The following is a 13303-nucleotide window of genomic DNA, read 5'->3' on the forward strand; positions in this document are numbered from 1 at the left end:
GAGAAGTGGGCAGACTTTGCGCGCTACGTCGGCTCTCCGGAACACAAATCTTATCCATCGTTCGCCGGGCCACCTCGGCTAAGGTCCGACGCGACGCAGTGCCCGAAGCAGCTCACAGATCCGAACCAGATCACCGACTGGCTTCGACAGGGTCTACTTGAAGGGAATGTCAGCGCCTATAGAGACGCGGGCAACTATCCCCGTTACGTTTGGGGCAAGCACCTGAACCGATGGTTCGAAGCGCGACTCGTGAACTCGGAGCAGGGCACCTACAAGGCGTATCCGGTTCTCGACGAAGAAGTTCCTCCCGCTTTATTGCGAGGACAGCAATGAGCCTCTCTATACAGGTCGAGTGGGCTGCTGCAGACAATGTTCGTGCGCCTGAACTCCGTGCGACCTGGTGTCGGTTGAAGATGTCAATTAACGACACGCCGGTTACATTGATCCAGGAAAATAACGCACCCCATTCGATCAGGGAGTCGCTTGACGTATCGGCGTATCCGCTCGCTGAGTGGCTCGCCCTAAATTGGTGGAGTTTGGTAACGCCATCCCACGTTCCGGCGTATGAGGGGCTCGCGATGGCTGGTGCGGGCGACGGAATGCCCTGGCCACCGCTCAGACTGCGGTCTGACCGAGCGCAAATGTGGGCGTCCTTGCGGCCATTGCGTGGAGACGTCGCACAAGTAGATTTCCTAGGCAGGGTCGAAACCGTACTCGAGGCCGACGAGACGCTTGAGGAATTAGCGCGATTCATTGAGGCAACGGTGCGGCGTCTCGAGGAAGTCGCCGTGTCTGGAACTCTTCTTCAGGACGAGTGGGCATCGATCCTGGAGTCGACGCAGGAGGAGCGCGAGTTCGCTTCGGTCGCAGCAGCCTGGGGGTTCGACCCTTACTCGATGCTCGACGATGATGTGAACGCGCTGCTGAGCGCCGACTCCGCGTTGAATGATCCTGCATTGCTGGCAGACCTTGCGAGGACCAGCGAACTCGATTCCCTCTCAATGGTGGAGGGATGGCTTCGAACAGCGCTGGCGACGGATCTCTCCGGTTCCGTTCCGACGCCGGGGCGTGATGCACTTCGGCCTATTAGATCGGCGCAGGACGGAATCCCCTGGCGCGAGGGTTACAGGCGGGCCTACGCCCTTCGTGAGGCTCTCGGGCTTTCGGCGGCAGAGCTAGCGCCCGTCGAGGATCTCGTGACCATCGTTGCGCTCGACGATCGACCTCCGATGAACATCGACGGACTCGTCCGTATCAGCGAGAGTGGTACTGGAGCGGTGATTGGCCCCGCCCATCTCTCGTCGCGGCGCTTCCTCGCCGCAAGAACACTGGCGCGTCGGATCACGGAGCCGCGGAAGGGCCTTTCGTTGTTGACCCGCGAATCGGGCTACTCTGACAAGTTCGAAAGAGCCTTCGCCGCGGAGTTCCTAGCCCCTGCGAGCGGGATAAGCGAACTCCTGGCCGGCGATTTCGGCGAAGCGTCGCAGCGGCGAGTTGCCAAGCGATTGGGCGTAAGCCCGCTTGTCGTGGCTCATCAGATTGAAAATCAACTCGCGGCTTGACGAAGTTGTGGCGCTTCGGAACCGACCCTTAGCGGCGAGCGTTGTGAACGCCATGCTTGCATCGCTATTCGTGACGCAGTTCGTTCGTCTCAGATCCTCGCGGGCACGAGGACGGCGGCCGTGAGGTGTAGCTCGCGCTCCTTTGGGTGCCCGCAGTGCGTGGATCGATGCCACGCGGATCGTCGAGAATACAGTTCGGCTCATGCGCTGAGTGTGCTTGGAAATCGGTGGCTACTACACCACCACATACACGGCAATGCTGAAGGCGGAGAGCGCGGAACAGGACGAGGTCGCTGAACTCGTCCTGGGACCCGATGAGGTGAACCGACGCGCCGCCGAAATCAGCGCGAGGTACGCCACTCACGTGCGCGAGCTGGGGCTCGAGCCGACAACCTGGGGCATTATCGACACCGTCGGCGAGCGCGCTGTCGAGAAGGCAATCCGACTCGCGAGTTCCGGGAACCTTGGGAACGCCGTGATTGTGGCGCTCGGCTTAATCGCGGGCATCGTTGCGTCGATTTGGGCCTTCTACCTTCCACCGGCCTAGGGCCTGCTGAATGGGGAAACGGTCATAGTTCGGCTTCCTAGCGGTACCTCCACCGCTCAGTAATCGACCGGCCGACATGCCCGGTGAGCCACCGTTAGGGGAAACCGTTGCGCCAGGCGGGATCGACTCATCGGGCTCTCGGTAGTCCTTTTCGGCGGTTGATGTCTTTAGCCGTTGCGTGGAGCTCTGCTTCGGAGGTGTCATACTGATCGCGCAGCGCGAGCTCGAGCAGCTTCGCTCCTTTCTCGACATCTCTCACTTCCAACCCGCTGCTGTGGGTGCCCTCGTTCCCGATCCACTTGACGGCTTCCAGGGTGTGAACCAGGTTCGGGTGCGTTGCCTCAAGGAGATCGAGCCGCTCTTGGGTTGTCAGACGACGCCGCTTCCGTGCGCGAGTTAGCGTGAATCGCTTGACGTGAAGTGAGGTGAGCAACTCTTCGACTGCTAGCCGCAGGTGGGTTGCTGCAGCGTCGGGGCTGGACCAGAGAACCTTCGAGGCAGTTTCAATAGCATCGACAACCTTCGAAGGTGTGCGCTTCGGCGTTAGGAGCAACCGAGCCGGAGGTTCCATATATCCGACGTGGAAATGCTCTACGAGGAGGGTGCGGCCATCGTCGTCGACGTCCCACCAGTCGCCCCAAGTGCCAGCAACTACAACTCCGCGCTTGCATACGTGGTTGTCGCAGCGCAGGACGCCTGTGAATGTCCCCGAGGCTTCATCGCGGCCCTCGAGATTGCGAGCATACCGTTCGAGCTGGGCGACCGACTTGGGATCCAGGATGTGACTAACCGACTCGAGCGCAAGCGAACCCTCCAAACAATCTGGGCAGAGCACTCGCGGCCACTCGGCCTTAGTGGCCCACCCGCTCAGGTCACTTAGTCGCTTGGCCATGAACCGAACGTACTGGTCCGCAGGCTGTGCCGCGTTCCCAGGCGAGAATCTGTCGCTCTTAATCGACCGTCGTGCCGGTGCTAGCAATCCGCGATTGATGGACCAACCACAATTCGACAACGGATCACGACCGTCGGGTTCGCTGCGGCGAAGTCGATTCTGCGCGCCTTCTCCGGGACCGTGGAGGAACGCGTTATCTTCATCAGAGGCAGCAGATGTATTTCGGGGGTATCGAGCGTGACCGTAAGTGAGTTGCGGGTCCGGGCAGCGTCAGACTCGCCTCCTGCCCCGGCCGTAGGCATGTCCCTCGAGCGACTCAGGACAATAGTCCAGGACTCTCACCTCAATTTCCTCATCGGAGCCGGTTCATCGGCTCAGTTCCTTGCCCCCCTTGGGAACGTGGAAAATGTGCTGACCGAGTTGGCGGGTGCCGAGGCGGAGTCGGTAGTCGCGCGCGCATCGTTGCAGGCCCACTTCTTCCGGGAGGTGATCGAGCCGAACATGCGACTGCTCGAACCAACAGACGACGATGCGAAGGCGTTGGTGCGGTCGTACGTCGAGTTCGTCGGTGTTGTGAGTCGCATCCTCTTGAAGCGGCGGAGCACCCTCCTGAGCAAGCAGGCAAGCTTCTTCACAACGAATGTCGACATGGCGTTTGAGGTGGCGATGGAATTGCTCGAGGTTGACTATAACGACGGCTTTGCCGGGAAGTTGCGCCCGCGGCTTGACCTCGGCTCGTTTGGGACCCTGCGCTATAGGCAGGGACTGCGATACGAATATCGATCCGAGATTCCAGTCCTGAACCTGATGAAATTGCATGGGTCAGCCGGTTGGCGTCTTCGAGGTGGCGAACTCTATTTCGATCACCGGCTCCGGTCTGTGCGCTCCGTCAAGAAGATTTTGGACAGCGCACACGAGGATCTTGTTCTGATCGAGTCTCCCGCCGAGGTCGACTCCGAGCTACTGAGGTCGAGGGCTGCTCACCTTGCGCCGAGCGTGGCACTTCGGAAGTTCGCCACGGCGTACGGTCGCCTCCAGATTGTGAATCCTGAGAAGACGAAGTTTGCTTCGACGGTGTTGAACAAGACGTACTACGAACTCCTTCGAAGATTCGCCAACGAACTCGAGAAGGAGAATACGGCGCTTCTTGTGCACGGTTTCTCGTTCCGCGATGAGCACATCCTGGACCTCGTGCTGCGGGCTGCCGCCGCTAATCCGACGCTACAGGTAGTCGTCTTCTGCTACAGCCGGCAGTCCCACGACGATATCGAATCATTGTTTCCGCCAGAGCGAGTCAAGAATGGAAACATTTGCCTGGTGCAGCCAGCCCCTGTTAGCGACGCGGGCGGCGAACGTCGCCTCTCGCTGGACGTCCTAGTTGACGATTTCCTTCGTCCGATGTTGACGGACCGCGATCCAATCGCCGATCACATCATTGAATTGCGAATCGCCGACGATCCGAGCGCTGATGCGTGACGATACAACGCTGCAGAGGGACGGCGTTTTCAATATCGGGCGCGTGACCGCGGTGCACGGAAGGAAGGTGCGCATTTCGGTGAGCAAGGCAAAGAACGGGACGCATCTTCTCTACCAGGGTGGGGTTGTGCGGAATGTTGCCGCGGGCAGCCTCGTAAAGATCGCCAAGGGGTTCATCGAGCTAATCGGATCGGTCGACGGAGAGTCGGTCAATGAGGACACCAGCGCTACGTCGGCCTACCGCCGCAGCAGTGACAACATCTCCAGAGAACTCGAAGTGAGCTTGATTGGGTACCTCGAAGGGGGCCGGTTCCACCGAGGCGTCCGCGAGATGCCCCTGCTAGACAACGAGTGCTTCATACTTTCCGAGCTCGAGTTCGCCGCAGTGCACACGCTGGTCGCGCCCGAGCACGCATCACTGCCGCTCGGAGTCCTGGCGATGGAGCCGACACAAACCGTCCACCTTGGTGTCGATGCGATCTTTGCTAGTCACCTCGGGATTTTCGGCAACACGGGTAGTGGAAAGTCCTACACGCTCGCGAAGCTCTACTACGAACTCTTCAAGCGCTTCGGAGACAGTCCTGGGTTCATCGCTCGCTCACATTTTGTGGTCATCGACTTCAACGGCGAGTACATCAACAAGATTGAGGCCGGAGATGGTCGCCAGTCAACGACCGTCCTCACTGACCCGAAGTTCAAGCGGGAGTACGCGCTCACCACGAGAACGGATGAAGGCCCGAAGCTGCCCCTCCCTCGTTCCGCCGTGGAAGATCCAGCCTTCTGGACCGTCCTCCTCGATGCCACGGAGAAAACTCAGGCTCCGTTCCTAACGCGTGTACTCACGAGCGACTATTGGGACCGGCGACTGGAAGATCCGCAGGACCTCCTTGGAGTCATCGGAGACATGGTCTTGCGCGCGACGAAGAGCAGCGATGCCTCTGTGGACCGCCAGACAGTCATCCACCTCCTCGATGAAGTGCGCACTTGCCTTGGGCGGGGCTCGCCGCCCGAACTCACGCACCTCATCGACGAGTTTCAGACTCACCTCCACTACAACGCGACCACGCGTCAGTTCTTTTGGGGAACATGGGGTCCCCCGTACATCACATCCGACAGCGACTCGTGGGAATCGTTGACTCGAGACAAGGTTGCTGCCTTGACGATCGACTTCACGTCGATTCAGCCCGGGATAGATCTTGTGCGATTCAAGATCGTGCTTCAGTACTACAGCGACATCATCAGTGGATTCTCGAATCGAGAGCACCTATCGCCCTTGATCAAGCGCATGGAGACGCGCGTTCGTGACATCAAACGAGTCGTGGTGGCAACCGACATCGTCGATCCGCGGCGGCCGCTAACTGTCGTTTCACTTCGCGACGTAAACCTCGCGATGCGCAAAGTGATCCCGATGCTGCTCTGCAAGCATCTCTACGATCGCAAGAAGGAACTGGACACCGACAACGCGACCCACCTCAATCTGATCATCGATGAGGCGCACAACATCCTATCGACGGAGTCGACTCGAGAGAGTGAAGCATGGCGGGATTATCGCCTGGAGACCTTCGAGGAAATCATCAAGGAGGGTCGAAAGTTTGGAGTCTTCCTTACGATCGCCAGCCAGCGACCCCATGACATCTCGCCGACAATCATCTCCCAGCTCCACAACTATTTCCTTCACCGACTTGTGAACGATCTGGACATCCGTGCCGTGGAGAAAGCTGTCGCCTACCTCGATCGCGTCTCATTTGAGTCCCTCCCAATCCTCCCAACCGGAGTATGCGTCGTGGCGGGCGTCTCCGCACAAGTCCCGGTCATGGTGGAGGTGACAAGCATCCCTGAGGAATTCGCTCCGAACAGCCGGACGATGTCGATCGCAAGCGCGTGGGCGCAGCCGGTCTGATCTTCTGCCGCCCATCCGCCATCTCAGCGTCTGTAGGCGACGACGTGCAGCGCTTGTCGGCCCGCCAATCCGTTGCGAACGCCAGTGGCTGCGCTTAGGCGTTGATCCCGAACGCGCGGAGCAGTGGGACGCGGGGGATCATCCGGCGCGGGCCGAGCTGGATCGTGGGGATGGTTCCGCTCTCGATGCCGAGCTTGATCGTGCGGTAGTCGACACCGACGAGCTTGGCGGCATCCTTCATCGTCAGGGCGAGTGAGTTGTCGGTCTTGTTCATGTCCTTCTCCTTTCGGTGAGCAATGCATGTCATCACTTGCCCACACCGTACTCCTACCGTGAGCAATCCGCGACACATATTGCTCAGCTCGCCAGAATCGTGAAAGGCTCACGGCATGAGTGACGTTGTCGTCGAGGTGACCAACAGCGAGCGGATCGATGTCGGCGACGGCGTGAGTATCCCGAAGGCGTGGGACGCTGTCGCCACCGGCGAGCCGAACGTCGCGGGAGCCATCCGCCTTCACGTGGTGTTCGACGAACAGCTGCGCCGCACCGCGGCCGCATCCGTCCGCCTCGATCGCGCGGGGGAGGGCGACGAGGTGACGGCCGCCGCGCTCCGCGATGTGCGCGTGCAGTACCTCGTCGCGGTTTCATCGACGCGCGTGGTCGCAGTGACGCGCGAGGAGGGCAAGCCCGAGTCTTTCAGCCAGTACCTCGCGGAGGTGAGGTCGCGCACCGATCGCACCTACGAGGAGACCGTGCGCGAGGCGGTGACGCTCTATCGGATAGGGGCGACCGTGAATTTGGCTCCGCTCAAACTCGTCTCGGAGCAGCTGGGTGTGAGCGTCAGTACAGCGACTCGCATGATGGCTCGTGCCCGCGAGGCAGGCCTCGCCGAAGACTTGATCACTCGCGAGACGTACAAGCGGATGCGAGCCGATGACGAGGAACGGATGCGCCCGCACCAACTCCCGGGCTCTCCGTCGGGCCCCTCGATGGGGCGATGACGGCAACCCGGCGCATCAAACGGTATTTTGCCACTCTGCTCAGCAAGAAAGCACTTCCGCTTGCACACTGCTCAAAACCGGCACTCCTGTCGACAGGCGAATTCAAACTTGCCCGCATTCGTTCTCGGCATGAGCTGTGCAGCCGCTCCATGGCAGGTATCTTTTGCCCGCTTTTTGCCCGCATTCTATTTCCAACTGGCTGTTTTCGGACGTCACCTGATGCTGGCGCTGCCTCGAAAACCCGCGCAATTACGCGGAATCTGTCGTTTCGCGTCGCTATGCAAAATGCTCAAAACGTGTTCGAGTCCCTCCAGGGGCACTGTCTATTTTTGCTCCTGACCTGGTGTTTCTCGTCGCGAGCCTAACTAGTTTTCGATTGTTGCCCGCTTTTGCCCGCATTTCGAACTGCAACGCGGTTCAGCGGCCCGCATCGGGCGTCGCCGCTGCGCGAACATGTGTTGAGGAGGTTGCGCCGTGGAACGCATCAGGAGTGTGCAGGAGAGCGAGACCGTGCTCGATGACGCGGCCGTGCAAGCCGAGATCGAGCGCTACCTCACCCGTTGTCTCGATCTGCTGGAAGCCGGGGGATCCGGCGATCTCCCTCCGCTGACGCCGGAGATCTCAGACCCCGACGGTCGACCCCTGCGCCTCGCCGCGGAGTTCGCGATCACGGACGCGGGCGATGCCGCACCGTCGCGGGTGATCTGCCCGGATGGCACCAACGGGGACTGCTGGCGCGAACAGCGAACGAAGGGCGGCCGCACCTACTGGGTGTGGGTCTGCAACTGCTACTGAATCGCTTCGCGCAGAGCTGCGCGGAGACGCACCATCGGCGTGGCGTGCCCTTCGACGCACCGTAGGGCAGGTTGTCGGTCGTGCCCGAGTCACCCCGCGCCGGTCGCGGCGGCAGCCGCCGTGCGTGCGGCGAGCTGCCCGAATGCCTCCGTGAGCTCCCGCGGGCTGACGACCTCGATCTCGGCATCGAATCGGCACAGCGACGCGGCGAGCGCCACCCACGACCATGATCCCGACGTGTAGCGGCAGTGGTCGGCGTCCATCGCTTCGACCGTGCCGTCGCCGGCGAACGGGCGAATGGCATCCGCCGGCAGATGCAGGATGACGGTGCCCGTGCACGGCCAGGTATCTGCCCCGGCTGAGCCCTTGAATCGCGCCGCCACGTACGCGCGGGCATCCCCGCCCGGCACCTCGCGCGGAGGGAAGCGGCGACCGGTCGGCGTCCGCGGTGACATGCGGTCCGCGCGGAAGATGCGCCAGTCGTCGACATCGAGATCCCACGCGACGAGATACCAGCGCCCGTCGGACGCGATGAGATCGTGCGGCTCGACCCGTCTCGGCGGCCGCGCGTCGTCGGCATCCTGGCGTTCGCTCGCGTAGTCGAACCGCAGCACCTCGCGGGCGCGGACGGCGGCGGACACGGCGATGAGCACGTCGGGGGAGACGGCGTCGATGTCGGCCCGCCCGGGACGCGGGAGGGTCGCGAACTCGACAGCGTTCATCCGGTGCCGGAGCCGCGACGGCATCACCTGCCGGATCGTCGTCAGCGCGCGCAGGGCCGCTTCCTCGATCCCGGCTCCGGTCGCGGTCGCAGCCTGCAGGGCGACGGTCAGGGCGATGACCTGGTCGTCATCGAACAGCAGGGGCGGCAGCGCACTGCCGGCATCCAATCGGTACCCGCCATCCGGTCCCATCGTCGCCTCGATGCGATAGCCCAGCTCGCGCAGCCGGTCGACATCGCGGCGTACCGTGCGGTGACTGACCTCCAGCCGCTCGGCGAGCGCGGCGCCCGGCCAGTCGCGGCGGGTCTGCAGCAGAGACAGCAGCTGCAGCAATCGGGAGGTGGTCGCCATGCCTCGAGAGTAGATGCGGTGTAGGACAAGAACCGTCCTACACGGTTGCGACAGTGGGTATCGCCGGGACGCGCCCGGCCATTCACCGAGGAGCAGACATGAGCATCACGACCACCACCCACCTCAACTCCCGTGGCGAGGCCCGCGCGGCCCTGGAGTTCTACCGGTCCGTGTTCGGCGGCGACATCACCATCGCGACCTACGGTGACTTCGGCATGCCCGCCGACGTGCCCGGCGCGGCGAACGTCGTGTTCGGTCAGGTGTCGACGGCGGACGGGTTCCGGATCATGGCCTACGACATCCCCGGGCCGGCCGGCGGGTCGCCGACGGCGGGCGAGACGCGCCGCGAGAACGGCACGACCATCACCGACCAGCCGTTCTTCGTCTCGGTGCGCGGCGACGCGCTCGGCGAGGTGCAGCGCTACTGGGACGGACTGTCCGTCGGCGCGACGATCATCGAGCCGCTCGCCGCGTCGGCGTGGAGCCCGGGCTTCGGCATGCTCACCGACCGGTTCGGCGTGACCTGGATCCTCGACGTGGCCGCGGAGTACGCGGCCGAGTAGCACGCGGCGGGCTGCGGCGCGGAACTCACCCGCGCCGCAGCATCTGCCGGCCGCGCGTGCGGACGGCGCCTGGCCGGTGTCCGCGGCGCGGAGTATCGTCCAGGGATCGAATCCTCCACGGCAGGCTCCTCGACCACAACGGAGACGCGATGACGGATGACGACGGCCGCTCGGTCGACGATTACCTCGCGACGCTCGACGAGCAGACGCGCGCCGACAGCGAGACGCTCATCGCCATGATGCGACGCATCAGCGGGCAGGAGCCCACCCTGTGGAACGTCGGCACGATCGGGTTCGGCACGTACCACTACCGATACGACAGCGGCCGCGAAGGCGACGCCCACGCGATCGGCTTCTACCCGCGGAAGGGCAAGCTGACCGTCTACCTCATGGACGGCACGGCTCGCCACGAAGGGATGCTGGCGCACCTGGGCAAGCACTCCACGACAGGCTACTGCGTCTACATCACGCGGCTCGGTGACGTCGATCTGTCCGTGCTCGAGCAGATCGCCCGGGACTCGTACGCGTTCATCGAAGCGAAGGCCGCGGACGGTCCCATCCGCGAGATCCTCTGGAAGGGGCAGGCATGACCCGGCCCCAGGATGACGGACCCTTCTTCCACGGCACGAAGGCCGACCTGCGGGTCGGTGACCTGCTGACCGCCGGGTTCCCGTCGAACTACCGGCCCGAGATCGTGATGAACCACATCTACTTCACCGCGACCCGCGACGGCGCGGGCCTCGCGGCCGAGCTCGCGCCCGGTGACGCCGAGCCTCGCGTCTACGAGGTCGAGCCCACGGGGGAGTTCGAGGACGACCCGAACGTGACCGACAAGAAGTTCCCCGGCAACCCCACCCGCTCGTACCGCAGCAGCGCTCCGCTGCGCGTCGTCGGCGAGGTCACCGACTGGACGCGGCTGACCCCCGAAGTCCTGCAGGAGTGGCGCGACCGGCTGGCCGCCATCCGTGCCGACGAGCGCGCCGAGATCATCAACTGACGCGGCGTCGGACCCGGAAGGTGCGGCAGAGGCGGCGCAGCCCGCCCCTGCCGCGAGAGCGACGCGACTTCGTCGGCGCGAGCGCTCAGCCCTTACGGGGCTTGATGAACGAGCCGTCGTTCTCGGCGGTGCGCTTCTGCGCCCGCTTCTCCTTCAGCGTCATCTGCGGCGCCTTCTTCGCGCTCTTCTTCGCTCCGGTGTCCTTTGCCATGGTGATACTCGCTTCCCTTCGTCAGCTGGCGGGTATCCGAGCGACCATAGCCCACCGGCACAGGAAAGCAAGTCGGCGTCGGGAGGAGCCGATCGTCAGTCGATCGTGTCGAGCCACCACTGCAGGTCTTCGCCCATGAGGCGCCCCTCCGCGTCGTCGGCGTCGCGCGCCCGGGCATCGATGTCGTCGCGGACGATGTGATCGATGTGGACGGGCGTCGCCGCCGTCACAAGCACCTCGACGACCCGACGCGGGTCGTGGCGCAGCGTGACGAAGTCGCCGCCCGCACGCACGGCCGCGACGATGCGCTCTCGCACCTCCTCTTCCTCGCCCTCGGCCAGCGGGAAGTGCTCGTTGTCGATGACGATGAAGTGCGAAGTGATCATGGTCGGCGTCCAAGGTCGCGGCGTGCTCTCGACGGTAGGCGGTCCGACCCCCGGAACGCTCCCCGTTGACAGAACGCGCCGGGGATGCCATGGGGCTCGGTCAGGCGTCCCGGCGGTGCACCCGGCGCTATCCGCGACCCGGCATGTTGAGGTCGTCGGGATCGACGTCGATGTCGCCGGCATCATCCGGCCCGCCGGTGCCGGGCGCGACCTGCACCTGCGATGCATCGATGTCGTCGGGGAGGTCGCCTCGATCGTCGCCCTGCTTCTGCGCGGTCTCACGTTCGCTCGACGGGCTGTAGGAGATGTCCTTGCGGACCGCATCCGATTCGGGGATGCCGGCGAGCCCCTCGCCCTCACCCTGCGGCTCGTTGTTGGCCTTCGCCGCGTTCATGCGCCGGCCAGCCCCTCGAACTCCGCCGTGGTCGCGTCGGGCGCGGCCGTGCTGACCTCTTCGCCCTCCGCCGGGTGGGCCGGATCCTCGCCCTCCGCCTGGGACGGGTGACCCGACGTGCCCTCCGCGGGGCCCGTGGGGCGGTCGGGGTCTTCGCCTTCGGCCTGGCTGGGTTTGGGGTCGTTGACGCTCATCGCGTGATCCTCTCGTCGACGGCTGCGACGAGGTCATCCCCGCCGCGTGCGCGACGGTAGTCCCGAACGGATGCCGAGGCGACGGCCTTGACAACGCCGGCCGGGACGCCTCACCCGGCGGCGGTCACCGCATCCCGCAGGCGGGACGCGTTCGTGCCGTCCTCCGTGATCTCGAAGACGACGCCGTCCACGACGAGGATCGGCACGCCGTCGACGACGCGTGCGGTGCCGTCGATCGCGCGACCGAGCCAGTGCTCGTTGGATGCCGTGACCCACGCCCCGAAACGCTGCGAGGCGACGGCATCGGAGATGTCGGCGGTCACGCCCGCCTCCGCCGCGAAGGCGAGGATGTCCTCGTCGGTCGGGGCGCCCGCTTCGCTCACCTGGTTCTGCTGCAGGATCGCGTAGAACGCGGCGAGGCGATCGCCCTGCCCGGCGTCGGCCGTCGCCGCGAGCGCGTTGGCGGCACGCGTCGACCAGTCGGTGTCGTCACCGCGCTTGGCGCTGACGAAGTTGAGCGGATGGATCGTGAGGGTGACGGCGTCGTCCTCGACCCACTGGGTCAGCAGCTCGCCGGTCTCTGTCTCCAGCATCATGCAGTACGGGCAGGACAGGTCCGTCCACAGCTGAACCTCGACGGGTCCGCTGCCGGAGACGAGACCGTAGCCGTCGGCGGCGGCGGGGGCAGCCGCAGCGGAGGGCGTCGGGGCCGTCGTCGCCGCCGCCTGGCAGCCGGTGAGGAGAACGAGGAGCGCGGCGGCGGCGACCAGCGCGCGCGGGGAACGGGACGTCATGCTCCCGTCCTACTCGTGCCGTCGCGCCCCGCGGAAATGGTTCGTTCGTCGGGAACAGCCGGGGAACCCCATATGGTCGGACCACATGGAGGATGGATCCAATGGGCCGTCAGTGGGCGGCGTCGTAGGCGTCGAGCACGGCGGCAGGGACGCGGCCGCGCTCGGAGAGCGTGTAGCCCTTCTCCGCCGCCCAGGCGCGGATGGGGGTGTAGTCCCGCTGGCCGGAGCGCTTCTGGCGCCGCGGGCCCGACGACGTCCCGCGGGCGGCGGAGGACGAGGCCCCGCCGCGGGCCGACACGGACCGTGCCGCCGCGATGTACGGTGCCAGCGCCGCGCGCAGGGCGTCGGCGTTGTCGTCGGTGAGGTCGATCTCGTAGGCGGTGCCGTCGAGCGAGAACAGGACGGTCTCGCCGGAGCCGACCTCGAGGACGGTTCCATCGAGATCATCGACGAGCTGGTGGACGATTCTGCGGGCCATGGACAGAGCCTAGTGAGCCGGGGCCCGCGAACGACAGATC

18 protein-coding genes are annotated in these 13303 nt (G+C 64.4%); 9 read left to right on the forward strand and 9 right to left on the reverse strand.

Annotated features, from left to right (window positions below; genetic code table 11):
- The first annotated feature begins 788 nt into the window (after positions 1-788).
- Together BR85_RS02245 and BR85_RS02250 are read left to right on the forward strand one after the other, a co-directional pair.
- Positions 789-1562 carry an ImmA/IrrE family metallo-endopeptidase gene (locus BR85_RS02245; protein ID WP_156106814.1) on the forward strand — a complete coding sequence of 258 codons (774 nt, stop codon included), beginning with the start codon at positions 789-791 and terminating at the stop codon, positions 1560-1562.
- 256 nt (positions 1563-1818) lie between these two features.
- Positions 1819-2109 (forward strand): hypothetical protein, encoded by a 291-nt coding sequence (locus BR85_RS02250; RefSeq protein WP_155947947.1) that lies wholly within the window; start codon positions 1819-1821, stop codon positions 2107-2109.
- A 127-nt stretch (positions 2110-2236) separates the two neighbouring features.
- On the opposite strand, the gene BR85_RS15100 is transcribed toward BR85_RS02250, so the two are convergent.
- Complete coding sequence (locus BR85_RS15100) at positions 2237-3001, reverse strand: DUF4145 domain-containing protein (protein WP_081782641.1); 765 nt, start codon at positions 2999-3001, stop codon at positions 2237-2239.
- 399 nt (positions 3002-3400) lie between these two features.
- Here BR85_RS15100 and BR85_RS02255 point away from each other — a divergent pair, with 399 nt between their 5' ends.
- Both BR85_RS02255 and BR85_RS02260 read left to right on the forward strand, forming a co-directional pair.
- Positions 3401-4477 (forward strand): SIR2 family protein, encoded by a 1077-nt coding sequence (locus BR85_RS02255; RefSeq protein ID WP_166657790.1) that lies wholly within the window; start codon positions 3401-3403, stop codon positions 4475-4477.
- On the forward strand, positions 4470-6377 hold the full coding sequence (locus tag BR85_RS02260) for an ATP-binding protein (protein ID WP_028495055.1): 1908 nt from the start codon (positions 4470-4472) through the stop codon (positions 6375-6377). The genes BR85_RS02255 and BR85_RS02260 overlap by 8 nt, the downstream gene beginning before the upstream one ends.
- A 94-nt stretch (positions 6378-6471) precedes the next feature.
- On the opposite strand, the gene BR85_RS02265 is transcribed toward BR85_RS02260, so the two are convergent.
- Positions 6472-6651 carry a MerR family transcriptional regulator gene (locus BR85_RS02265; RefSeq protein WP_036272143.1) on the reverse strand — a complete coding sequence of 60 codons (180 nt, stop codon included), beginning with the start codon at positions 6649-6651 and terminating at the stop codon, positions 6472-6474.
- Positions 6652-6766: 115 nt separating this feature from the next.
- Between BR85_RS02265 and BR85_RS02270 the strand changes: the two genes are divergently transcribed.
- Positions 6767-7378: a helix-turn-helix domain-containing protein gene (locus BR85_RS02270; protein WP_028495056.1), complete on the forward strand. Its 612-nt coding sequence runs from the start codon at positions 6767-6769 to the stop codon at positions 7376-7378.
- A 474-nt stretch (positions 7379-7852) separates the two neighbouring features.
- Positions 7853-8173, forward strand: a complete 321-nt coding sequence (locus tag BR85_RS02275; RefSeq protein WP_028495057.1) for a hypothetical protein — start codon at positions 7853-7855, stop codon at positions 8171-8173.
- Positions 8174-8262: 89 nt separating this feature from the next.
- On the opposite strand, the gene BR85_RS02280 is transcribed toward BR85_RS02275, so the two are convergent.
- Entirely contained in the window at positions 8263-9246 is a 984-nt protein-coding gene (locus BR85_RS02280; protein ID WP_028495058.1) for a helix-turn-helix transcriptional regulator, read from the reverse strand.
- A gap of 98 nt (positions 9247-9344) precedes the next feature.
- On the opposite strand from BR85_RS02280, the gene BR85_RS02285 reads away from it, so the two are divergent.
- The 3 genes from BR85_RS02285 (at position 9345) to arr (ending at position 10806) form a co-directional block, all read left to right on the forward strand.
- Positions 9345-9809: a VOC family protein gene (locus tag BR85_RS02285; RefSeq protein ID WP_028495059.1), complete on the forward strand. Its 465-nt coding sequence runs from the start codon at positions 9345-9347 to the stop codon at positions 9807-9809.
- Between the two features lie 149 nt (positions 9810-9958).
- Entirely contained in the window at positions 9959-10399 is a 441-nt protein-coding gene (locus tag BR85_RS02290) for a DUF1801 domain-containing protein (RefSeq protein WP_051526118.1), read from the forward strand.
- A complete protein-coding gene (gene arr, locus BR85_RS02295) occupies positions 10396-10806 on the forward strand; it encodes an NAD(+)--rifampin ADP-ribosyltransferase (RefSeq protein WP_028495060.1) in 411 nt (136 codons plus the stop codon). Before BR85_RS02290 ends, arr begins: the two co-directional genes overlap by 4 nt.
- An 85-nt stretch (positions 10807-10891) precedes the next feature.
- On the opposite strand, the gene BR85_RS15750 is transcribed toward arr, so the two are convergent.
- The 6 genes from BR85_RS15750 to BR85_RS02320 all read right to left on the reverse strand — a co-directional run bounded on the left by BR85_RS15750 (position 10892) and on the right by BR85_RS02320 (position 13263).
- Positions 10892-11017: a hypothetical protein gene (locus BR85_RS15750; RefSeq protein ID WP_261798691.1), complete on the reverse strand. Its 126-nt coding sequence runs from the start codon at positions 11015-11017 to the stop codon at positions 10892-10894.
- 95 nt (positions 11018-11112) lie between these two features.
- Positions 11113-11403 (reverse strand): hypothetical protein, encoded by a 291-nt coding sequence (locus BR85_RS02300; RefSeq protein ID WP_028495061.1) that lies wholly within the window; start codon positions 11401-11403, stop codon positions 11113-11115.
- Between the two features lie 127 nt (positions 11404-11530).
- Positions 11531-11797, reverse strand: a complete 267-nt coding sequence (locus BR85_RS02305; protein WP_051526119.1) for a hypothetical protein — start codon at positions 11795-11797, stop codon at positions 11531-11533.
- A complete protein-coding gene (locus BR85_RS02310; protein ID WP_028495062.1) occupies positions 11794-11991 on the reverse strand; it encodes a hypothetical protein in 198 nt (65 codons plus the stop codon). Before BR85_RS02310 ends, BR85_RS02305 begins: the two co-directional genes overlap by 4 nt.
- 110 nt (positions 11992-12101) lie before the next feature.
- Positions 12102-12785: a DsbA family protein gene (locus BR85_RS02315; RefSeq protein ID WP_028495063.1), complete on the reverse strand. Its 684-nt coding sequence runs from the start codon at positions 12783-12785 to the stop codon at positions 12102-12104.
- A gap of 109 nt (positions 12786-12894) precedes the next feature.
- On the reverse strand, positions 12895-13263 hold the full coding sequence (locus tag BR85_RS02320) for a histone-like nucleoid-structuring protein Lsr2 (RefSeq protein ID WP_028495064.1): 369 nt from the start codon (positions 13261-13263) through the stop codon (positions 12895-12897).
- Positions 13264-13303 lie beyond the last annotated feature (40 nt).

It is taken from the genome of Microbacterium sp. UNCCL10 (assembly GCF_000746195.1).
Taxonomy (GTDB): domain Bacteria; phylum Actinomycetota; class Actinomycetes; order Actinomycetales; family Microbacteriaceae; genus Microbacterium; species Microbacterium saccharophilum.